This is a genomic window from Halobaculum sp. XH14 (assembly GCF_032116555.1).
Classification (GTDB): Archaea; Halobacteriota; Halobacteria; order Halobacteriales; family Haloferacaceae; genus Halorarum; species Halorarum halobium.
In genome coordinates this window covers 357,055-377,334 of record NZ_CP134949.1, presented here as the reverse complement: position 1 = coordinate 377,334, position 20,280 = coordinate 357,055, and the positions used below count along the sequence as shown (strand labels likewise).

17 protein-coding genes are annotated in these 20,280 nt (G+C 68.3%); 10 read left to right on the top strand and 7 right to left on the bottom strand.

Annotation, left to right across the window (positions count from 1 at the left end; all coding sequences use genetic code 11):
* Positions 1-14 precede the first annotated feature (14 nt).
* A complete protein-coding gene (locus tag RJT50_RS01865; protein ID WP_313693529.1) occupies positions 15-1,070 on the top strand; it encodes a 2,5-dihydroxypyridine 5,6-dioxygenase NicX family protein in 1,056 nt (351 codons plus the stop codon).
* A gap of 6 nt (positions 1,071-1,076) precedes the next feature.
* Here RJT50_RS01865 and RJT50_RS01860 read toward each other — a convergent pair whose 3' ends face one another.
* From RJT50_RS01860 to RJT50_RS01845, 4 genes are all read right to left on the bottom strand, one after another.
* Positions 1,077-1,997, bottom strand: a complete 921-nt coding sequence (locus RJT50_RS01860; protein ID WP_313693528.1) for a dihydrodipicolinate synthase family protein — start codon at positions 1,995-1,997, stop codon at positions 1,077-1,079.
* A 65-nt stretch (positions 1,998-2,062) separates the two neighbouring features.
* Positions 2,063-2,839 carry an IclR family transcriptional regulator gene (locus RJT50_RS01855; protein WP_313693527.1) on the bottom strand — a complete coding sequence of 259 codons (777 nt, stop codon included), beginning with the start codon at positions 2,837-2,839 and terminating at the stop codon, positions 2,063-2,065.
* Between the two features lie 533 nt (positions 2,840-3,372).
* Positions 3,373-4,077: a cyclase family protein gene (locus tag RJT50_RS01850; RefSeq protein WP_313693525.1), complete on the bottom strand. Its 705-nt coding sequence runs from the start codon at positions 4,075-4,077 to the stop codon at positions 3,373-3,375.
* A 90-nt stretch (positions 4,078-4,167) separates the two neighbouring features.
* Positions 4,168-5,310 (bottom strand): amidohydrolase family protein, encoded by a 1,143-nt coding sequence (locus tag RJT50_RS01845; RefSeq protein WP_313693524.1) that lies wholly within the window; start codon positions 5,308-5,310, stop codon positions 4,168-4,170.
* 236 nt (positions 5,311-5,546) lie between these two features.
* On the opposite strand from RJT50_RS01845, the gene RJT50_RS01840 reads away from it, so the two are divergent.
* On the top strand, positions 5,547-5,888 hold the full coding sequence (locus RJT50_RS01840) for a biotin/lipoyl-containing protein (protein ID WP_313693522.1): 342 nt from the start codon (positions 5,547-5,549) through the stop codon (positions 5,886-5,888).
* 606 nt (positions 5,889-6,494) lie between these two features.
* On the opposite strand, the gene RJT50_RS01835 is transcribed toward RJT50_RS01840, so the two are convergent.
* On the bottom strand, positions 6,495-7,262 hold the full coding sequence (locus RJT50_RS01835) for an IclR family transcriptional regulator (RefSeq protein ID WP_313693521.1): 768 nt from the start codon (positions 7,260-7,262) through the stop codon (positions 6,495-6,497).
* Positions 7,263-7,501: 239 nt separating this feature from the next.
* Here RJT50_RS01835 and RJT50_RS01830 point away from each other — a divergent pair, with 239 nt between their 5' ends.
* The 3 genes from RJT50_RS01830 (at position 7,502) to RJT50_RS01820 (ending at position 12,042) form a co-directional block, all read left to right on the top strand.
* Positions 7,502-8,710: a glycoside hydrolase family 88 protein gene (locus RJT50_RS01830; RefSeq protein WP_313693519.1), complete on the top strand. Its 1,209-nt coding sequence runs from the start codon at positions 7,502-7,504 to the stop codon at positions 8,708-8,710.
* 117 nt (positions 8,711-8,827) lie between these two features.
* Positions 8,828-10,654 carry a DUF2264 domain-containing protein gene (locus RJT50_RS01825; protein WP_313693517.1) on the top strand — a complete coding sequence of 609 codons (1,827 nt, stop codon included), beginning with the start codon at positions 8,828-8,830 and terminating at the stop codon, positions 10,652-10,654.
* 47 nt (positions 10,655-10,701) lie between these two features.
* Complete coding sequence (locus RJT50_RS01820) at positions 10,702-12,042, top strand: glycerate kinase type-2 family protein (protein WP_313693516.1); 1,341 nt, start codon at positions 10,702-10,704, stop codon at positions 12,040-12,042.
* Between the two features lie 58 nt (positions 12,043-12,100).
* Here RJT50_RS01820 and RJT50_RS01815 read toward each other — a convergent pair whose 3' ends face one another.
* Entirely contained in the window at positions 12,101-12,946 is an 846-nt protein-coding gene (locus RJT50_RS01815; RefSeq protein WP_313693514.1) for a fumarylacetoacetate hydrolase family protein, read from the bottom strand.
* A 110-nt stretch (positions 12,947-13,056) separates the two neighbouring features.
* On the opposite strand from RJT50_RS01815, the gene RJT50_RS01810 reads away from it, so the two are divergent.
* A complete protein-coding gene (locus RJT50_RS01810) occupies positions 13,057-14,406 on the top strand; it encodes a nickel pincer cofactor-dependent isomerase, group 22 (protein ID WP_313693512.1) in 1,350 nt (449 codons plus the stop codon).
* Positions 14,407-14,680: 274 nt separating this feature from the next.
* The gene (locus RJT50_RS01805) at positions 14,681-15,778 is read left to right on the top strand and encodes a Gfo/Idh/MocA family protein (protein WP_313693510.1); all 1,098 of its coding nucleotides are present in this window, start codon (positions 14,681-14,683) and stop codon (positions 15,776-15,778) included.
* Positions 15,779-16,123: 345 nt separating this feature from the next.
* Here RJT50_RS01805 and RJT50_RS01800 read toward each other — a convergent pair whose 3' ends face one another.
* Positions 16,124-16,930 carry an aldo/keto reductase gene (locus RJT50_RS01800; RefSeq protein WP_313693508.1) on the bottom strand — a complete coding sequence of 269 codons (807 nt, stop codon included), beginning with the start codon at positions 16,928-16,930 and terminating at the stop codon, positions 16,124-16,126.
* 137 nt (positions 16,931-17,067) lie between these two features.
* Here RJT50_RS01800 and RJT50_RS01795 point away from each other — a divergent pair, with 137 nt between their 5' ends.
* The 3 genes from RJT50_RS01795 to RJT50_RS01785 are packed head-to-tail and all read left to right on the top strand — an operon-like array spanning position 17,068 to position 20,275.
* Positions 17,068-18,450, top strand: a complete 1,383-nt coding sequence (locus RJT50_RS01795) for an ABC transporter substrate-binding protein (RefSeq protein ID WP_313693506.1) — start codon at positions 17,068-17,070, stop codon at positions 18,448-18,450.
* Positions 18,451-19,428 (top strand): carbohydrate ABC transporter permease, encoded by a 978-nt coding sequence (locus RJT50_RS01790; protein WP_313693504.1) that lies wholly within the window; start codon positions 18,451-18,453, stop codon positions 19,426-19,428.
* A 1-nt stretch (position 19,429) separates the two neighbouring features.
* Entirely contained in the window at positions 19,430-20,275 is an 846-nt protein-coding gene (locus RJT50_RS01785; protein ID WP_313693502.1) for a carbohydrate ABC transporter permease, read from the top strand.
* The last annotated feature ends 5 nt before the right edge of the window (positions 20,276-20,280 follow it).

Genomic DNA, 20,280 nt, shown 5'->3' with positions numbered 1-20,280 from the left:
GACGACCGGGACTCATGGGCCAGCGATCGATCGATCACGCGCCGTACCGCTCCATCGAGGCCGCGAAGTACGTGAAGAAGCCGCTGGAACCGAACGTCGAGGCCGGCGACGAGGTACTGCTCGTGACCGACACCGACCACGACCCGGAGGTGTGGCGGTCCGTCGCGGCCGCCGTCGCCGACATCGGCGCCCACCCGATCGTCTCCGTGTTCGAACCGCGGGAGATGGACTACTTCGACCCGCCGGCGAGCGTCGCGGCCCAGATGAAGGAGGTCGACGTCGTCGTCACCTGCACGACGACCGCGATGCTCCACAGCCCCGCCGGCCACGAGGCGATGGAGAGCGGCGTCCCCTTCGTCTGTCTCGACGGGGGGATGACGATGGACATGCTCACGTCCGGCGGCTTCACGGCCGACTACAAGGAGATCGAGCGGCTCACCTACCGCGTGGCGACGGAGGTGTTCGAGGGAGGGAGCGAGGCGCGGCTCACCAGCGAGCACGGCTGTGATCTGACGCTGAGCATCGAGGACCGCGTGTTCGTCCCGGACGAGCCGGATCCGGAGGAGCCGCCGGGCTGGCCGCTGCGCGCCGAGGAGTTCCGGCCGGGCTTCCGGGCGGCCATCTGCCCGGGCGGCGAGTTCAACGTCCCGCCCGACCCCGCCACGGCCGACGGGACGCTCGTCATCGACACGACGATGCACGCCCTGGGTCGGCTGGAGGAGCCGATCGAGATCGAGATCGAGTCGGGGCGCATCGTCGACGTCGACGGGGGGTACCAGGCGCTCGAACTGGAGCGGATCCTCGAGGAGTACGGCGACGAGGACGCGTACAAGATGCCCACGGAGTTCTCGGTCGGCACGAACCCCGAGTCGAAGATCGTCGGCGTCCAGCGCGAGGACAAGGTCATGCTCGGGTGCATCCACGTCGGACTGGGCACGAACGCCGACGTCGGCGGCGACGTGCAGAGCCGACTGCACATGGACGGCGTCGTCGCCCGCCCGACCCTGGAGATCGACGGGGAAGTGAAGATCGACCGGGGGACGATCCTTCCGCTGGAAGCGGACACCTGAGGCGACTTACCGGCGATCGGACGCCGAGTGGGCCGCCAGCCCGACGGCGTCCAGCCGGTCCGCGAGGCGCGCGCGCACTTCCGCCGGCAGGGGACCGGCGGGAGACAGGGGGACCCCCGCGTCGACGCCGACGTGTGCGAGCGCCGCTTTCATCACCGCCGGGAAGCCGTGTTCGAGGAAGCCGGCCGGGAACTCGGCGAACGCCCGCTGGCGGTCGAGGGCCCCCTCGAGGTCGCCGTCCGCGAGCGCCGCGAGGAGGTCGCTCGCGATCACGGCTGGCGGGGCGGGCATCGTCCCGCCGGACCCTCCCATGAGGACGGTGACCAGCAGGAGTTCCATCGTCGTGTAGTAGTTCGCCAGCCCCGCACGGTCGATCCGCTCGATCAGGGTGAGCACGCGCCTGGCGTTTCTCGAACTCTCCTTGAACGCCGCGACCGCGTCCACTCTCGCCAGCCGGACCAGTTCGTCCGGCGTCAACGAGGCGCCCGGACCGGGGTTGTGGTACGCGACTATCGGCAGGTCGAGCGCGTCACCCACCTCGGCGAAGAACGCGGCCAGTTCCTCGACGCGCGTGGCTCCGCCCTGGAGCCGTCGGGGGATCAGAAGCTGGACCGCGTCGGCGTCGACCTCGGTTGCGATCCGGCCGAACTCGATCGCCCGGCGGGGACTGGCGGCCGACGCGCCGACGATGACCGGGACGCGCCCGTCGACGATCTCCGCCCCCCGACGGACGGTCTCGGCCCGCTCGGCGGGTGAGAGCGCCCGGTACTCCTGTGCTTCGACGGCCAGCAGCGGGATCGCCGCCGGATCACAGTTCGCGAGGACGTACTCGATCTGTTCCTCGTAGGCCTCGTGGTCGACGTCGCCGCCGGCAGCGAACGGCGTCATCGGCGGCACGAGAAGCCCCGGCGTGTCGAACGGGTTCACGGGTTGTGCTGTCGAGCGGGGCGTATTAACGTTCCCGCAGGGCGGGCCTCGCCCCCGAGCTCAGGTCACTCGAGCTCGGTGAGGAGCTTGAGTTCGACCTCGTTGGTCGTCGCCCGGATCTGCTCGGGGATGGTCTCGCGGAACAGCGGCCCCTTCAGCCTGTTCGCGGGCCCCGAGACGCTGATCGCGCCGACGATGTCCTCCGAGTGGATGATCGGCGCTCCGACCGCCCTGACGCCCGCTTCGAGCTCGGAGTCGATGAACGAGATCCCGTCGCGCTCCCTGATCTCCTCCAGCTCGTCGAACAGCTTCCCCTCGTCGGTGATCGTTTCGTTCGTCATCTCCGGCAGCCCGTGGCGGTCGAGGATCTCCCTGACCCGTGACTCGGGCATGTACGCCAGCATCGACTTGCCGAGCGCGAGATAGTGCATGTGCGTGTGCTCGCCGAGCCACCGGTCGACGGCGACGGCCCGCTCGCCGGCCGCCTCGTTCAACTGGAAGACGCGCCCGTGTTCCTCGACCCCGAACCGAACGAGTTCGCCGGTCTCCTCGGCGAGGTGCGCGATCGACGACTGGACGAGCTGGTGGATCCGCATCCGGCTCTTGACGTACTTGCCGTGGTCGAGGAACCGCAACCCCAGTCGGTACGTCCCGTCCTCGTTGACGACGTACTCCAGCTTCTCCAGCGTGACGAGGTGCTCGTACGTCCAGCTTCTCGACATGCCGAGATGGTCGGACAGCGTCGCGGCGCTCGCACCGTCGAGGTCGCGCAGGGTTTCGATTATCTCGACGATCGTTTCGGTCGTTTTCACCCCTGGTTGTTGGGGTTCGTCGTCGGTCATACCGAACACTCCTCGCCCGGATGCATTAAAGCTTGACCCGCAAAACGCGGGTCGGGGTCGTCCGGGCGTCCGAGCGGTCCGGATCGGGTTCGGTATCCGGACCGGTCGCGGTCGGCTCGACGGGTGCCGGGCGGTCGGCGACCGTCGCCGTCGGGATGGCTGTTCGGCGATCCCGAACAGGTTCCGTCTGCGACGTGGGTCGGCCGAAGCGTCCGGTCCGGAGAACTGGTCCGCGTCCGGATCGGAGATCGACTGGATCGGGGGCGCTCGTCCCCGCATTCCCGACCGTGCTGCACGACGGAGTCGAGCGGCGGACGAGTCCGACGCGGTGAACGCGCCGCGAGGCGTATTCAACCGATTCCCGCCGTTCAAATTACAACGATACGATCGTAATGGTTACTCGGTGTTCGGTAACTGCGAACACGACGTGACGGTTTTCGCGTGGAACGCACGGCGAACGCTCCGCGTCGTGTACCGTCAGAAGAGCCGGCGGGGACCGCCTGCGGCGCTCCGGCGCTCCGCTCGACTGGAACCTAGCTCCGGGGCTCGTCGGGTGCGACTCGGTGTTCGGTCTCGGCGACGAACCGGGTCTGTGCGCCGTCGCCGTCACGGATCTTCAGCGGGAACGCCGTCACCGCGACGCGCTCGCCGGCGATGCGGTCGAGGTTGACCAGGTTCTCGGCGATGAGGACGTCACCGCCGAGCAGCACTTCGTGCACGGGCCACCGTTCGGTCTCCGCCCAGTCGTCCGATCGGTGGGGGCCGGGAACGTCGGGCGTGATCGTGTCCATCCCGACGAGCGAGACCTCGCGGTCGACGAGCCACGCGGCCGCGTCCGTCGTCAGCCACGGGTGGATCTCGTACTCGTCCGTGCCGTACTTGTCGCCCCAGCCCATGTACAGCAGCACAACGTCGTCTGGACGGATCGAGAGGTCGTCGCGGTCGACGGCCGCCGCGAGGTCCGCGGCGTCCACGGGGCCCGCCTCCTCCCTGGAAACGTCCAGGACGACCGACTCGCCGGTGAACCGTTCGAGGGGCAGTTCGTCGATCGACTCGCCGTCCGGGAACCGGTGGCGCACCGCGTCGATGTGGGTCCCGGTGTGTGTCGACAGCGAGAACTGCTGGACGTTGAGCGGATCGTCGGCCCGGTTGTCCAGCACCGTGCCGAACGAGGGCGGCGGGCAGACCGCGGGGTACGGGACGTCCTCCTCGAGCGTCTGGGTGAGATCGAGCAGCATACGCTTCGAAGGTCTCGCACGGAGATGATAAAGCTAGTCCGGTCCGGCGGGACGACCGAACGGGACGGGGAACCGACCGCCCGTGAACCCTTACAGGATCTCCGCCGGTCGCTTCGCGGGGCCCGTGTTCCGACTCCCGTCAACGAGCACCTCCCCGTCGACGAGCACGGTGTCGACGCTGGGATAATCACCGTGTTCGATCGCGCCGAGGGCGTCGTCTGCCGCGCTCCCCTGGGGCGCGTCGAGGATACAGAGGTCGGCGGGACGGCCCGGCTCGATCCGACCCGCGTCGAGGCCGTGGTGGGCGGCCGGCGTGCCGGTCATCAGACAGACGAGTTCGGCCGCGCTCACGTCGGTCGTGCTCGCGAGGAAACTGGCCTCCAGCCACATCCCACACGGGACGACGCCGGTGCCCGTCGGCGTGTCCGTGGCGATCTGAAGCCGGTCAAGCTCGTCGCGGTCGGCGAGCGTCGACAGGATCTCGCCGGCGGTCCGCTGGTTCCCCGCGACGACGAGTTCCAGATCCATGTCCGTGTCCGCGAGGAGGGCTCGCCACTCGTCGTCGGGCATCGCGGTCGGGCCGCCGTTGAAGTGGAGCGCGACGTCGGGCTCGACGCGCCTGAACTGTTCCTCGCCGATGGACCGGGTTCCCGGAACGCTCGCGCCGCCCGCGTGCATCATCGTCACCATGCCGAGCTCCTTCGCCCGGGCCACGAGGTCGTGGGCGTGATCGAGGTCGGCCATGGCGAAGATGATCTTCGTGCGCTCGACGCCCTGCCGACGGACCTCCTCGACGTCCTCGACCGCGAGATCGTCCGTGAGCACGAGCGTCCCGGCGTGGAGTTTCACCCCGCCGGGCCGGTGGTTCCCGTACGACTTCCGGTTGAGCACCGCGAGCGACTTCGTCCCCGCCGCGTCGGCGGGCCGCCCCGGATGGTGGATCTCGCCGGCCGAGACCATCGACGTGACGCCGCCGTGTAGGTAGCTTTCACACCAGCCGAGCGTGTTCTGTCTGGGCGTGTACCCGCCCGCCACCGGGTGGACGTGGGCGTCGATCAGCCCCGGGACGACGGTCGTCCCCCGCACGTCGATGACGGTGTCGGCGGTCGTCGCGGAGGCTCCCAGCTCCTCGATGACGCCGTCGCGCACGTGGATCGATTCGACCGATTTCGTCGGGTCCGCCGGGTCGCCGGTGACGACGCGACCGACGTTTTCTAACAGCAGATCGGACATGTGGAACTCACGGTCCACTCACGCCGTCGAGTCCCTTGAATCTATACCACGGAGCGCGTCGAAGGTGACCAGCCGATCGGTCGCACGAGCGATCAGGGCCCACGAATTCGCCGTCCGTCGGTCCGATCGGACGGCCGCAGTCCAAGCCGGATACGTCGAATCTGAACCCGTTCGGTGTAAACCGACACGTTCTGCTACCAAAACGGTTACTGCGGCTCCCGCGCAAGGCTCTCGAGATGGGGGAGATCATCCACGTCCCCGACGACGGTCCCGACGGGCGAACGCATGGTTCGATCCGGTGGCACGCCGACGCGGGTGCGTCCGTCCGGAAGGGCGATCTGATCGCCGAGATCGACTACCGAAGCGGGACCGCGACTGTCGTGGCCGCCGAGCGGGGGGTCCTCCACGAGACCCTCGTCGCCGACGGTCAGGACGTCGTGCCCGGCGGGCCGATCGGCGTCATCGTCGAGTCACCCGAGGAGTTCCTTGGCCTCCCGTGGGGCGTCGCCTCGGAGGTCGAGGCGAGCGACCTCGCCGAGGAGACCGATCGGGAGACGCAGGACGGGAACACGGCCTGACACCGACAGGCTCGGAAAGCGGTCGGTCGTCGACGGGGCAGCGTGAGTGGTGAGCAGGGGACGCTCGAAATCTCCCCGCCGAGAAACGATCAGTTCTCGACACAGTGTTTCCATTCGTTAGGTCCGGTGATAGAACGACAAATCGGATTTCGTTCTCGTGAAGGTCGATCGCAGGACCCGATCGAACAGATGTGTTCGTTCAAAATCGGCAGAGATATTCGACTTTACTCGTCGGTTCCGCTGCCGAGTTCCCGAACTATCTTCGATCTTCCACGAGTCGGATACGTCTCGAAATAGCCACACCAGAAGCACATAAACATAACTAAATCTATACTACGTGTGCGTTCTCTAGGTTTGATAGCTATGTCGAGCCTCACAAACCGGGGCTATCCAGCGGTCCATTACGCGTGTACGACTGTAATCACCGAGCGCCGTGATCCGGTCCTGGAACTCCTCACCGGCCCATACTCAGTGATACTGTCTGATCGTCAGTAATGGTAGATCGGAGTTCCTGAAATGATTCGTGTTCCGGGATTACGCCGCAATCATCGTGCATTTTAGAAACTCCCTCAGAATTAGTAGGAGGTGACGTAGTTTGAGTGTGCGTCAGGTGTACGTGATGTTGAGTTCGATCACGTTCGCCACGCTCTGGAGCTTCTCGGGCAGCCGCTCCCGGAACCGGTCGCCCTGGAACCGACTGGTCGGGCCGGAGACGCTGATCGCCCCCTCGACCTCGTCGTCGTTGTTGATGATCGGGACGGCGACACAGCGCAGCCCCTTGACGCGGGCCTCGTCGTCGAGCGCGTACCCGTTCTCGCGCACCTCGTCGAGGTGGTCGAACAGTTCGTCCCGGTCCGTGATGGTGCTCCCGGTCGTCGCCGGCATCCCGTGTTCGTCGAGAACCTCGTGGACGCGGTCCCGCGGGAGGTGCGCGAGGATCGCGTTCCCGAGGCCGGTGTTGTGCAGATACACCTCCTGGCCGATGTACGAGTCGGTCTTGACGGCGTCCTCGCCGTGGGCGCGATGGAGGTAGATCCCCTTCCCGTGTTCCTCGACGAGGAGGTTCGCCAGTTCCCCCGTCTCCTCGGCCAGCGCCGTGACCTCGTCCTTCGCGACGTCGTAGATCCGCTGTCCGTGCTGCGCGTAGCCGCCCAGGTCGAGCATCTTGAGGCCGAGCCGGTAGGCGTTCCCCTCCTTCACGACGTAGCCGTCGCGCTCGAGCGTGGTCAGGTAGTTGTGGATGCTGCTCTTCGAGAGGTCGAACTCCGCGGTCAACTCTGTGACCGTGGGCTCCTTCTTCTCCTTGAGCAGTTCGAGGATCCGAAACGTCGTCCGCGCGGACTTGACGAGGTTCGCCGACTGGTTCTCGGCCATGCGGACCCGAATACGTCCCGTTCACATAAACCTGGGTGGTGTATGAGTGAATTCGATTCACTATTGCTGCTCAGTGGGTCGGAATGCCGCTTCGGAGGGCGAAGCGAGGTCGGTTCGACCGGATGGCCGTGGAGCATCCCTCGCGGACGTCACGCTGCTGCTCGGAGGCAGCTCGCAGGCGACCGCGCCGCGTCGGCCGCAACGACGGATTTATGCCGGGACTGCAAGTACCGGTTTCCATGTCCCGCACTCCGGACGCGTTACTGACTGCCGTTGGGGAGGGTGAGGTTCCGGCCCGGTTCGCCGAGCCCCCCGACGTCGATCGGGCGGCTCTCCGGCGGGCGCGTTCCGACGCGATCGCCCGCATCGGCGAGAACCTCGACACGTTCCACGACGAGTTCCCCGGCCCCTCGAGCGACGACCTGGTCTACGCGCCGACCGACAACCGGGACGGCTGGACGACGTCGTTCTGGACGGGGCTGTGCTGGCTCGCGTACGAAGTGACGGGGGAAGCCCGGTTCCGCGAGGCCGCCGAGGCGCAACTGGAGACGTTCGAGCGACGCCTGGAGAGCGGCGACGTCGAGACCCACGACCTGGGGTTCCTGTACACGCTGTCGGCGGTCGCGGGCCACCGGCTCACCGGGACCGAACGGTACCGGTCGGCGGCGCTCGCGGCCGCCGACCTCCTCGTCGACCGGTTCTGGGAGGCGCCCGGCCTCATCCAGGCGTGGGGCGACCACGAGGCCGAAGAGGACACCTGGAACCGCGGACGCATGATCGTCGACACGATGATGAACCTCCCGCTGCTGTTCTGGGCGAGCGAGACGACGGGCGACTCGACGTACGCGTCGGTCGCGGAGACCCACGCCCGAACCAACGCGGAACACGTCGTTCGGGCGGACGGCTCGACGTTCCACACGTTCAAGTGCGACGTGGAGACGGGAGCGCCGATCGGCGGCGAGACGGCACAGGGGTACGACGCCGACTCGCGCTGGTCGCGCGGCCAGACGTGGGCGATCTACGGCTACGCGCTGGCGGCCGACTACACGAACGAACGGGCGTACGCTCGACTGTCGGCACGGCTCGCGAACCACTACCTCTCGAACGTCGAGGCCGACTGCGTCCCCCGCTGGGACTTCGACGCGCCGGCCGAGCAGGACTGGCGCGACTCCTCGGCGGCCGCCATCGCCGCCTGCGGGCTCGACGAACTCGCCCGTCAGCTCCCGCTCGCGGACCGCCGCGCCGCGAGCTACCGGAACGCCGCGCTGGAGACGCTGGGGAGCCTCGCGGAGCACTACACCACCGAGGGGCTGGACTCGAACGGGCTCCTGACCGAGGGGGCGTACGACCCGACGGACGGCGACTACGACGAGTGCTGCATCTGGGGCGACTACTTCTACCTCGAGGCGCTCGTCCGGGCGACCGACCAGTGGGACCGGTACTGGTGAGCAGTCGTCCGGATTCGCCCCCGGCGTCGGGGCGGACGACGGCACCCGGGACGACCCGGACCGGTCGGGAACGCGGTCGGGGAAACGTTATTGGCGGACGGTCGCGGTGGGGTAGGTATGGATCCAGTAGCGGACAATCCGCTCCACTCCCGCGAGGACTTCGAGCGCGCGGTCGACCAGCTCGTCGAGCCGCTGGCGTCGCAGTTCAGCCCCGGCAGGGCGCGAGTTCGGCCGGCGGCGACCGGCGCGCACTTTCCCGCCGTCTCGGCCGAACTCGAGGGGTTCGCACGACCGCTGTGGGGCGTCGTTCCCAGGGGCGTCGGCGGGGAGTTCGATCGGTGGCCGCTGTTCCGGATCGGCCTCGTCAACGGGACGGACCCGTCACACGAGGAGTACTGGGGCGAGGCGGACGACTACTCGCAGAAACACGTCGAGATGGCCGCCATCGGCGTCGGCCTGGCGCTCGCGCCCGAGGAGCTCTGGGAGCCGCTGTCGGACGCCGAGCGGGACCGGGTGGCGACCTGGCTGAACCAGATCAACGACGCCGAACTGTACGACTGCAACTGGCTGTTCTTCCGCGTGATGGTGAACCTCGGGCTCCGCTCGGTCGGCGCGGAACACGACTGGGCGGCCGCCCGGGACGCGCTCGACCGGCTCGAGACGTTCCATCGTGGCGACGGCTGGTACACCGACGGGCCGAAGGGTGACGGGAGCCCGGTCGACTACTACCTTCCCTGGGCGATGCAGTTCTACGGGCTCGTGTACGCGACCATCGCGGACGAGGAGGACCCGGAGCGAGCCGAGCGGTTCCGCGCCAGGGCCGAGGCGTTCGCGCAACGACACGTCCACTGGTTCGACGAGCGCGGCCGGGCGCTCCCGTTCGGCCGGAGCCTCACCTACCGCTTCGCGCAGGCGTCGTTCTGGGGCGGGCTCGCATTCGCCGGGCTCGACCCGCTCCCCTGGGGCGTCATCCGCGGGCTCTGGGCCCGGAACATCCGCTGGTGGCTGAACCAGCCCGTCTTCACCGGCGGAGGGCTCCTCTCGGTCGGCTACCGCTACCCCACGCTGAAAGTCTCCGAGACGTACAACTCCCCGAACTCGCCCTACTGGGCGATGAAGGCGTTCATGCCGCTCGCGCTCGACGCGACACATCCGTTCTGGCGGGCCGACGAGGAGGCGATGCCGGAGCTCCCGACGACGTCGGTCCAGGGCGAGGCCGGCAAGGTCGTCCGTCGCGGCGAGGACCACCTGTTCGCGCTCTCGACGCCACAGGACAGCGTCCACGGGCGGGAGAAGTACACCAAGTTCGCGTACTCGACCGAGTTCGGGTTCTCCGTGGCCGGTCGGCGGCCGGGGCCGGGCACCGCGGGCCACGACAGCGCGCTCGCGCTCAGCATCGACGGCGACCAGTACAAGATTCCGGCCTCGGCCTCGGCGACGACCGTCGACGGGACCACGCTCGGGTCCCGGTGGGACCCGTGGGACGGCGTGACCGTCCGGACGTGGCTGGCGCCGGCGGTCCCCGGCCACGTCCGCGTTCACCGGCTGGAGACGGACAGGACGGTGCACAGCGAGGAGGGCGGGTACGCGCTCGATCGGACCGGCGACGACGGCTCGCGGTTCGAACACGAGACGGGGGACGGGACCGCGCTCGCACGCTACCCCAACGGGACCAGCGGAATCGCCGGCTCGTCGGGTGACCGCACGCCCGTCGTCGTGGACGGGGAGCCGAACACGAACCTCATGCATCCCCGGACGGTCGTCCCGACGCTCCGGGACACCCACGAGCCCGGGGTTCACTGGTTCGGTTCGACCGTCAGGGCGAGTCCCGACCGGAGCGTCCCCCTGGAGCCGGGACCGGAACTCCGGCGGACCGATGACGGCGTCGTCGTCGAGACCGCGGAGGGGGACGAACTGCTCGCGTGTGCTCCCGGGGACCTCTGAGGCGCTCGACCCGCCAGATTATTACCGTGGGGCTCGCAGCGACCTGCATGATCGAGAACCGGGACGCGCTCGGCGACGGCGACGCTCGCGAGCTCGCCCTGGACTGTGTCGCCGCGGCGATCGAGGCCGCGAGCCCGGAACGCGCGACCCGCGACGCCGTCTCGCTCGACGGTGACGTGCTCGCCGTCGCGGACGCCGCGTACGACCTGAGCGCGTACGAGGACGTCCTCGTCGTGGGCGGCGGGAAGGCGGCTCACGGCGTCGCGTCGGCGCTGGAGTCGGTGCTGGGCGACCGGATCACGGACGGGCTGGTCGTGACGAAACACGACGCGGACCTGGACCGCGTCCGCCCCGTGACGGGCGACCATCCGCTTCCGACCGAGCGCAACGTCGAAGCGACGACCGAACTGCTCGACACGCTCGCGGCCGCCGGCTCGGGGACGCTCGTCCTGTTCGTCGTCACCGGCGGCGCGAGTTCGCTCCTGACCGCGCCGGCCGGCGATCTCACGGTCGAGGACGTCCGGGCGACGACCGAGCAGTTGCTGGAGGGCGGAGCCCCGATCGACGCGGTCAACGGCGTCCGAAAGCACCTCTCGGCCGTCAAGGGCGGGCGGGCGGCCCGGGCGGCGGCACCCGCGACCGTCGTGACGCTGGCGCTGTCGGACGTCGTCGGCAACGACCTCTCGACGGTCGGCAGCGGCCCGACGGTGCCCGACGACACGACGTTCTCGGACGCGCTGGCCACCTTCGACCGCCACGGGCTCACCCCGTCCCCGGCAGTCTCGGACCACCTCGAGGCGGGCGTCGCCGGCCGGGTCGCCGAGACGCCGTTCGGCGACGACCCGACGGTCGGCGGGGCCGGGAGCCACCTGCTCTGTGACAACGCGGTCGCGCTGGAGGCCGCCCGGTCGGTCGCCGCCGACGCCGGTCACGCGCCGGTCGTGCTCTCCTCGCGGCTTCGGGGGGAAGCGCGGGAGGTGGGCACCGCGTTCGCCGGCATCGCCGAGGAGTGTGCCGTCGGGGGCGACCCGGTCGAGCCGCCGGCCGTCATCCTCGCCGGCGGCGAGTGCACGGTGACCGTGGCCGACGACCCCGGCGAGGGCGGCCCGAACCAGGAGTTCGTGCTCTCGGGTGCGCTCGCCCTGACAGAGCAGGCGGTCGTCGCCGCCGTCGACACCGACGGCGAGGACGGCAGTTCCGACGTCGCCGGCGCGATCGCGGACCACGGGACGGTCGGGGACGCCGACCGGGCGCGTGCGAGCGAACACCTCGACGCGAACGACGCGGGGACGTACCTCTCGCCGATCGGCGCGACGATCCGGACCGGACCGACCGGCACCAACGTCAACGACGTGATGGTCGCGGTGGTGCCAGAACGGGAGGAGTAGGGACCGAGCGGGAGAAAGGAGTAGGGACCGAGCGGGAGAACCAGGAACCGCGGGGGAACTACCCCGAGACGACCGGGTTGCGGAGGGTGCCGATCCCCTCGACCGTCGCTTCGACCGTCTGGCCGGGCTCCAGGACCTCGACGGGGTCACGGAAGATGCCGACCCCGCCCGGCGTGCCAGTGGAGATCACGTCCCCCCGGCGGAGCGTCATCGCCTCGCTGACGTAGGAGAGGAGTTCGTTCACGTCGAAGACGAACTGCTCGGTGTTCGAGGACTGCTTGGGCTCGCCGTCGACGCGCAGTTCCACGTCGACGCCGTTCGGGTCGAACGCCTCGTCCGCGACGAGCGTCGGCCCCATCGGCGCGAACGTGTCGTAGCTCTTCCCCCGGAAGAACTGCCCGTCGCGCCCCTGGGCGGTCCGCCCGCTGACGTCGTTGAGCACCGTGTAGCCCGCGACGTGCTCTGGCACGTCCGACGCCGAGAGGTTCCGGCCGTCCCGGCCGACGACGACGGCGAGTTCCACCTCGTAGTCGACCTGCTCCCCGCCGCCGGGGTGGACGATGGGGTCGCCGGGGTTCGTCACCGCCGTCGGAGCCTTGCCGAACAGCATCGGCCGCTCGGGGATGTCCTCGTCCTGTTCCTCCGCGTGATCGCGGTAGTTCAGCCCGCAGCAGACGATCTTGCCGGGGCGCGGGACGGGTGCCAGCAGCGACACCTCGTCGACGGGAACCCGCGTCAGCGTCCCCTCGTTCACCAGCGTCGACACCCGCGACCGGTAGTCGGGGTTCGAAACGTCGCCGAGGTCGGGTTCCCCCTGCGGGAGGCCCGCCAGCGCGTGGATGGTCGTGTCCCGTTTGATGCCCCACGTCGGAGCGGCGCCGTCTGTGTAGCGGACGAACTGCATCGTCCTCCGAACCGCGCCGCCGGGACAAAAACCTTGAGTTGTCCCGGCCGGCCCGCGGCCGACGGGGGCGAGGGACCACGTTTATGTCCGGATCCGTCGATGGGACGCGTATGGATCCGAGCGACCAGGAGAGGGCAGCGAGTGCCGTTTCGGTCCCGGAACGGCGGATCGTCGAGGCGTGTGGCGACCCGCCGCTCCCCGAACTCGGGGTGATCGAACAGGTCTGGGACACCGACCCCGTTCCGGCCGCGGCCGTCGGTTCGCGCGCCGCTCGTGCCGTCGAGTCGCTGTCGTTCGACGGCGTTCCGGCCGGTGGCGAGGTGGCGCTCGGCGTCGGCAGCCGCGGCATCGCCAACCTCGCGGCGATCGTGTCCGGCGTCGTCGAGGCGGTCGCCGACGCCGGCTACGACCCGTTCGTCTTCCCGGCGATGGGGAGCCACGGGGGTGCGACCGGCGAGGGCCAGCGGGAGATGCTGAACGAACTGGGCGTCACGGCGGCCGCCATCGGCTGTGAGATCCGGTCGAGCATGGACGTCGTCGAGGTCGGTCGAACGCCCGACCGGGACGTCCCCGTCGTCGCCGACGCTAACGCCGCGGGGGCGGACGCCATCGTGCCGATCAACCGCGTGAAACCCCACACCGACTTCGACGGGACGGTCGAGAGCGGACTCTCGAAGATGCTCGTCATCGGCATGGGGAAACAGCGGGGCGCACAGATCGCGCACAAGTGGGCCGTCGACTGGTCGTTCCGGCGCATGATCCCCGCGATCACGGACCAGCTCCTCGAGGCGCTCCCCATCGTCGGCGGCGTCGCCGTCGTCGAGGACCAGCACGACGAGACGACGATCGTCGAGGGAATCCCCCCGAGCGGCTTCCTCGACCGGGAGGCGGAGCTGCTCGAACGGGCCTACGACCTGATGCCGACGCTCCCGTTCGATGACCTCGACCTCGTCGTGTTCGACCGGCAGGGCAAGGAGATCAGCGGCCAGGGGATCGACACGAACGTCGTCGGCCGGCGGCCGTTCTCCATCAACGAGCCGGCCCCCGAGCGGCCGGAGATCAAGCGCATCTACACGCGCTCGCTGACCGAGGCGACCCACGGGAACGCGATGGGCGTCGGCTCGGCCGACGTCGTCCACGAGGACGTCGTCGCCGAACTCGACGCCACGACGACGCTCGTCAACGCGCTCACGGCGAGCACGATCCGCGGCGTGAAGCTCCCGCCGGTCGTCGAGACGGACCGGGCCGGGCTCGTCGCGGCGCTCTCGACGATCGGCGTCGTCGACCCGGAGACGGTGCGCGTGCTCCGCGCGCCCGACACGATGCACCTCCGCCGGCTCCACGCCTCGCCCGCGCTGGTCGAGGCCGCACGCGACCGGGAGGACCTCCGCGTCCTCGAGGAGCCGTCACCGATCGAGTTCGAGGAGGGGCAGTTCGTCGCGGCGTCCCACCGCGAATGAGCGGCCGCCGGGTCGTGACCGACCGGTCGCGCTCGGCTCAGTTCGGTTCGCGGGAACGGGTCCCGGCGCGACCCAAAAGCCAGATTTCGGGAGGAGAGCGGACAAGCTCCGGGGCTACGCCCGATTCCGCGCGTGGCGGCGACGTCCCCTCCGGCACTCAAAGATTTATTACGGGCGATACTGATGACTCCATCACACACCGAACCCGTACTGCCGGCGGACCGTCCCGAGGGGGGACCGGCGGGTTCGCGGGCGGTACGGGGAGAGACTGATAATGACATATCGAGCTGGAGTAATCGGGACGGGCGGGATCGCGGGCATGGGTATTCTCGGGATGCACGACGAGGAGGCGATCGGGAACGAGAAGATCGACGCGAGCCACGCGGGCGGGTACGCGAGCACCGAGGAGATCGAACTCGTCGCGGTGGCCGACGTCGACGAGGCGCAACTGGCGACGTTCGGCGAGGCGTGGGACGTCCCGCCGGATCGCCGCTACGTCGGCCACGAGGCGATGCTCGCCCGCGAGGATCTCGACGTCGTCTCGATCTGTACGCCCTCGTTCCTCCACCACGAGCACACGATCGACGCGGCGCGCTCGGCCGCGGATCCGGCGGTCATCTGGTGTGAGAAGCCGATCGCCTCGCGGGTCAGCGCCGCCGAGGAGATGATCGACGTCTGTGCGGAGACGGACACGGAGCTGATCGTCAACCACTCGTTCCGGTTCACCGACAAGCTACAGCAGCTCGAGCACCTGATCAACCGTCGGGACCTCCTGGGCGAGATCCAGTCGGTGAGCGCGCAGTACCGGATGGAGCTCATGCGCAACTCCACGCACGTCCTCGACACGCTCGTCTACCTCCTCGACGCGCGAGCCGAGCAGGTGAGCGGGTACATCACCGGCGAGAACGAGGCGATCGACTCGCTCGACGCGGCCGCCGACATCGACGACGCCGGCGGCGGCGGCCACGTCGTGATGGACGACGGCTCGTTCGTCACCGTCGACTGCACGATCCCGCGCGAGCTGTCCTCGATGACGCTCAACTTCATCGGCAGCGAGGGGAAACTGTACCTCAACAACGACGACGGCGAGTGGCGCTACTGGTCGCTCGAGGACGGCGAGCACGTCGAGCAGTCGCTCCCGGGGATCAACGGCGCGTGGACGTGGGAGGACGACTACAAGCGCTCGTTCGCCAACGCGGCCGACCACATCCAGGACGTGTTGAACGGGGAGGAGGCGAACTACTCCCCCGGCATCGAGGCGACCCGCTCGCTCGAGATCATCGTCGCGTTCTACGTCTCCCACTACACCGGCTCGTCGGTGTCCGTCCCCCTCGAGAGCCCCCTCCGCGAGATCCCGATCACGTCCTGGTGAGCGCCGCCCGGCGGTGCCGTTCCCGACTTCCGTGCCCGCGCCGATCCGCCATCCTGCTCCCGCGCTCGATCCGCCATCCTGCTCCCGCGCTCGATCCGCCATCCTGCTCCCGCGCTCGATCCGCCATCCTGCTCCCGCGCTCGATCCGCCATCCTGCTCCCGCGCTCGATCCGCCATCCTGCTCCCGCGCTCGATCCGCCATCCTGCTCCCGGTTTCGAACAGCGATCCCGCACACGGTCGGTGGTCGTCGTCACTGTGCCGTCTCTGCTTCCGTCCCCGTGAGAAGAGAATCCGAGTCGTCGCGGTCGGCGTGACGGAGGAGTCGAAATCGGGGGCCCGGGGCGTCAGTCGTCGAGCCACGGCGCCCCGTCGCGTTCGACGAAGCGCTCGGTCCGGTCGAGCGCGCTGATCCGTTCGACGTCCGCATCGTCCAGGTCGAGGTCGACCGAGTCGAGGTTGTCCCGGAGGTGGGCCTCGCCCGTCGCCTTCGGGATGGCGCTGACTCGGTCTCTGGACCGGAGCCACGCGAGGCTGACCTGTGCCGGGCTGACGCCGTGTTTCTCGGCGACGTCGACGATCGCGGGGATCTCGAACACGTTCCCCCGCGCGAGCGGCGAGTACGCGACGTGTTCGTAGCCGTGTTCCTGCGCGTGTGCGACGAGGTCGTCCTGCTGGAGGAGGGGGTGGGTCTCCACCTGGTTGGCGAACAGCGGCGCGTCCAGGTGGTCCATCGCCTCGTCGAGCAGGTCGACGTCGAAGTTACAGACGCCGACGTGGTCGATCAGCCCCCGGTCGACGAGCTCGTCGAACGCCGGCATCGTCTCCGCGGCGTCGTAGTTGCCGACGGGCCAGTGCACGTACAGCAGGTCGAGCGAGTCGAGCCCGAGCCGGTCGAGCGTGACCTCGAGCCCCTCGATGACCTCCTCGTGGGCGAGCCCGAACTTCTCGGCGTGGACCTTCGAGCCGACGAAGACCTCCTCGCGGGGGACGTCGGCCGCCTGGATGCCGGCACCGACCGCCTCCTCGTTGCCGTAGTACTGGGCGGTGTCGACGTGGCGATAGCCCATCTCGAGGGCCGTTCGCACGCTCTCGCTGCACGTTTCCGGGTCGGTGTTCTGCCAGGTGCCGAGACCGATTGCTGGAAGCCGCATACCCAGCGCGTCCGCGGCGGCGGCCATATTTCTTTGGATGCGTCGGACGTCTTCGGTCGGCGTCGACCCCGCAGTGCGGTATGGGTCACCAACCCAAAGTTATATACATCCCCCTATAGACATCACCAACGTTCGCCATGGTAGACAGCTCAGAGGACGGTACTCGTCGAACAGTGTTGAAAGCGATCGGTGGTGTCGGCGTCGCGGGACTCGCCGGCTGTGCGGGGGTCAACTCCAGCCCGCCGACACAGTCCCCGACCGAACAGCCCGAGACGGACGGCTCCGGCGGGGACTCCACGCCGACCGACTCCGGGGAGTCGACGCCGCGTCCGAAGGCCGACTCGATGGAGTTCTGGGAGATGTCCGGGTCCTACGGCGGGATCATGGACCGGTACTCACAGGAGACCGGGACGAGCATCTCCCACACCAACATGGGGTATAGCGAGCTCATCAACAAGATCCAGACGCGGATCATCTCCGGACAGGGCGCGCCGACGACGGCGCTCGTCGAACAGAAGAAGACGCTGAAGGTCGCCAGCACCGGCGGGCTTCGGGACCTCCGTCCCCGGATGGAGGAGGCCGGGATCGTCGACGAGTTCAGCTCGGGGCACCTGAACGCCGTGTCGGGCGACGACGGGGCCATCTACTCGGTCCCGGACGACGCCGCGCCGACGATGCTCTACTACCGCCGCGACGTGTGGGACGAGCACGGGCTCGCGCCCCACGAGGAGATCGAAACGTGGGACCAGCTCATCGAGGAGGGGAAGAAGCTCCCCGACGACGTCGCGCTGCTCTCGCTGCCCGCGTCGAACTCGAACCTCTACTGGCGGTTCCTCAACCGGATGCAGGGCGGCCAGGAGTTCGACGCGGACGGCAACGTCGTGCTCAACGGCGAGACCGGCCTGCAGTCCGCCCGCATCATGAACCGGCTGGCGAACGAGGGGCTCGTCGACAGGGTCGCCAACTGGAGCCAGCAGTGGTTCTCCGGGTTCAACGAGGGGACGATCACCGGCTACGCCACCGGCTCGTGGTTCCAGGGCACGCTGCGCTCGAACATCGGCGACACCGCCGGCAACTGGCGCGGCTTCAAGCTGCCCGCCGTCGAGCAGGGCGGGAATCGCGCGAGCAACCGGGGCGGTTCGGGGCTCGTCATCCCCTCACAGCTCTCCGCGGAGGAGGCGAACCGCGCCTGGGACTTCATCGAGTTCACGTGTGCGAGCCCCGAGCAGAACGGGATACAGTACGCGAACGAGGGCACCTTCACGGCACACGAGCCGTCCTGGGAGAACGACGGGTTCAACCAGGGGATCGACTTCTTCGGGGGGCAGAACCTCGGGGAGATCTGGATCGAGCAGATGCCCAACATCCCCGGCTACCGGTTCAACATCGACTCGCCGATCGTCTCGACGATCATCAACGAGGAGATGCGCAACATGATCGACGAGGGCGACTCGCCGAAGACGGTCCTGGATCGCGCGGCAGAACGGGTCGCGAACCGCACCGGTCGGGACGTCGCATAGATGAGCTCGGAGCTCATCGTACAGCTCTCAGATCGCCTCCGCTTCCAGCGCCAGCGGTTCAAGGAGACGCTGCCCTCGATTCCGGGGACGCCGTACCTGTTTCTCAGCCCGTTCTTCCTGCTGTTCTTCGCGTTCCTCGCGTTCCCGATCTTCTACACGGTGTACCTGTCGTTTTTCACCTACCAGGGCGTCGCCGAGCAGCCGCTGTTCTGGATGCAGATCGGCGACTCGATCGTCACGATCCCGCGGATCGCCAGCCTGGAGTTCGTGGGGCTCCGGAACTACGAGCGGCTGTTGAGCGACGGCGTCTTCCACCAGGCGCTGTTCAACACCGCCTACGTCTTCGCGATCGAGGTCCCGCTGTACGTGGGGCTGGCGATCGGGCTGGCCGTCATGTTGAACGCCGGGTTCACCCGCTTCAAGGGGGTCTTCCGGAGCATCATGCTGCTGCCCGTCTCGGCCAACACGGTCGCGTACTCGGTCGTCTTCGTCGTCATCGTCGCGGAGGGCGGACTGCTCGACCTGTTCTTCCAGCTCCTCGGGCTCACCCCGATCGACTGGCTCAGCAACGGGTTCTGGTCCCGGAACCTGATGGCGTTCATGGCGACCTGGCGCTGGACCGGCTACAACATGATCATCATCCTCGCCGGACTGCAGACGATCTCCGAGTCGCTGTACGAGGCGGCCGAGATCGACGGCGCGAGCCGGTTCGAGAAGTTCAGGTACGTCACGATCCCGCAGCTCAAACCCGTGCTGGTGTTCGTCCTCGTGATGTCCACCATCGGCGGGTTCAAGAAGTTCTCCGAGCCGACGATCCTGATCGGGGCCGGCGCGCCGATCAAGGAGACGCGCACGGTGGTGTACTACATCTACGAGATCGCGTTCCAGAACCTGCAACTCGGCTACGGGAGCGCGCTGACGGTCGTTCTCGTCTGCATCGTCATCGGGCTATCGCTGATACCACTCAAGGTGAACTGAAATGCACGACCGAAGCAGATCCGAGGCGCTGTGGCGGTTCGGAGGCTACGGCTTCCTCGTCGCCGCCGCGCTGTTCATGCTCGTTCCGATCTACTGGATCGTCGTCGCATCGACCCTGCCACAGGAGGCGATCCTGTCGGGCAGCGGGCTGCCACAGCTCCTGCCCGGCGGGGAGTTCCTCGCGAACCTGGAGGCGCTCCAGTCCCGGGAGTACGTCAACTTCCTCGACAGCGTGTGGAACAGCATCCTGATCGCCGTGGTGTACACGGCGCTCGCGCTGGTGCTGTGTTCGATGGCGGGCTTCGCGTTCGCCAAGTACGAGTTCCGGTTCAAGGAGCCGATCTTCGTCGGCATCCTGGCGACGCTCGTCATCCCGATCAACCTGCTGGTCATCCCGCTGTTCCTCGTGATGTCGAACACGAACATGACCAACACGTACGCGGCGGTCATCCTGCCGTGGGCCGCGTACCCGGTCGGGATCTTCTTCATGCGCCAGACGATGCAGGCGATCCCTGACGCGCTGCTCGAGTCGGCGCGGATGGACGGCGCCTCGGAGTTCCAACTCTACTACCGGGTCGCGCTGCCGTCGATGAAGTCCTCGATGGCGGCGCTGGCGGTGATCCTGTTCCTGTTCCAGTGGAACCTGTTCCTCTGGCCGCTCGTCGTCCTGAGCGCCGACAAGTTCACCATCCCGGTGGCCATCACGAAGATCATGGGCCAACAGACCGTGGCGTTCGACCAACTGATGGTTGCATCGGCGATCGCGATACTCCCGATGTTCATCGTGTTCCTCGCGCTCCAGAAGTACTTCGTGCGGGGGATCCTGGCGGGAGCAGTGAAGGAGTGATACAG

Excerpts from the sequence above, each read along its gene's own strand:
- RJT50_RS01850 (WP_313693525.1), bottom strand. The coding sequence starts at position 4,077 with ATGCTGCTCGATCTCACCCAGACGCTCGAGGAGGACGTCCCGTACCCC.
- RJT50_RS01800 (WP_313693508.1), bottom strand. The coding sequence starts at position 16,930 with ATGCGGCTTCCAGCAATCGGTCTCGGCACCTGGCAGAACACCGACCCG.
- RJT50_RS01820 (WP_313693516.1), top strand. The coding sequence starts at position 10,702 with ATGATCGAGAACCGGGACGCGCTCGGCGACGGCGACGCTCGCGAGCTC.
- RJT50_RS01830 (WP_313693519.1), top strand. The coding sequence starts at position 7,502 with ATGTCCCGCACTCCGGACGCGTTACTGACTGCCGTTGGGGAGGGTGAG.
- RJT50_RS01865 (WP_313693529.1), top strand. The coding sequence starts at position 15 with ATGGGCCAGCGATCGATCGATCACGCGCCGTACCGCTCCATCGAGGCC.
- RJT50_RS01805 (WP_313693510.1), top strand. The coding sequence starts at position 14,681 with ATGACATATCGAGCTGGAGTAATCGGGACGGGCGGGATCGCGGGCATG.
- RJT50_RS01790 (WP_313693504.1), top strand. The coding sequence starts at position 18,451 with ATGAGCTCGGAGCTCATCGTACAGCTCTCAGATCGCCTCCGCTTCCAG.
- RJT50_RS01835 (WP_313693521.1), bottom strand. The coding sequence starts at position 7,262 with ATGGCCGAGAACCAGTCGGCGAACCTCGTCAAGTCCGCGCGGACGACG.
- RJT50_RS01795 (WP_313693506.1), top strand. The coding sequence starts at position 17,068 with ATGGTAGACAGCTCAGAGGACGGTACTCGTCGAACAGTGTTGAAAGCG.
- RJT50_RS01815 (WP_313693514.1), bottom strand. The coding sequence starts at position 12,946 with ATGCAGTTCGTCCGCTACACAGACGGCGCCGCTCCGACGTGGGGCATC.
- RJT50_RS01785 (WP_313693502.1), top strand. The coding sequence starts at position 19,430 with ATGCACGACCGAAGCAGATCCGAGGCGCTGTGGCGGTTCGGAGGCTAC.
- RJT50_RS01810 (WP_313693512.1), top strand. The coding sequence starts at position 13,057 with ATGGATCCGAGCGACCAGGAGAGGGCAGCGAGTGCCGTTTCGGTCCCG.
- RJT50_RS01840 (WP_313693522.1), top strand. The coding sequence starts at position 5,547 with ATGGGGGAGATCATCCACGTCCCCGACGACGGTCCCGACGGGCGAACG.
- RJT50_RS01855 (WP_313693527.1), bottom strand. The coding sequence starts at position 2,839 with ATGACCGACGACGAACCCCAACAACCAGGGGTGAAAACGACCGAAACG.
- RJT50_RS01825 (WP_313693517.1), top strand. The coding sequence starts at position 8,828 with ATGGATCCAGTAGCGGACAATCCGCTCCACTCCCGCGAGGACTTCGAG.
- RJT50_RS01845 (WP_313693524.1), bottom strand. The coding sequence starts at position 5,310 with ATGTCCGATCTGCTGTTAGAAAACGTCGGTCGCGTCGTCACCGGCGAC.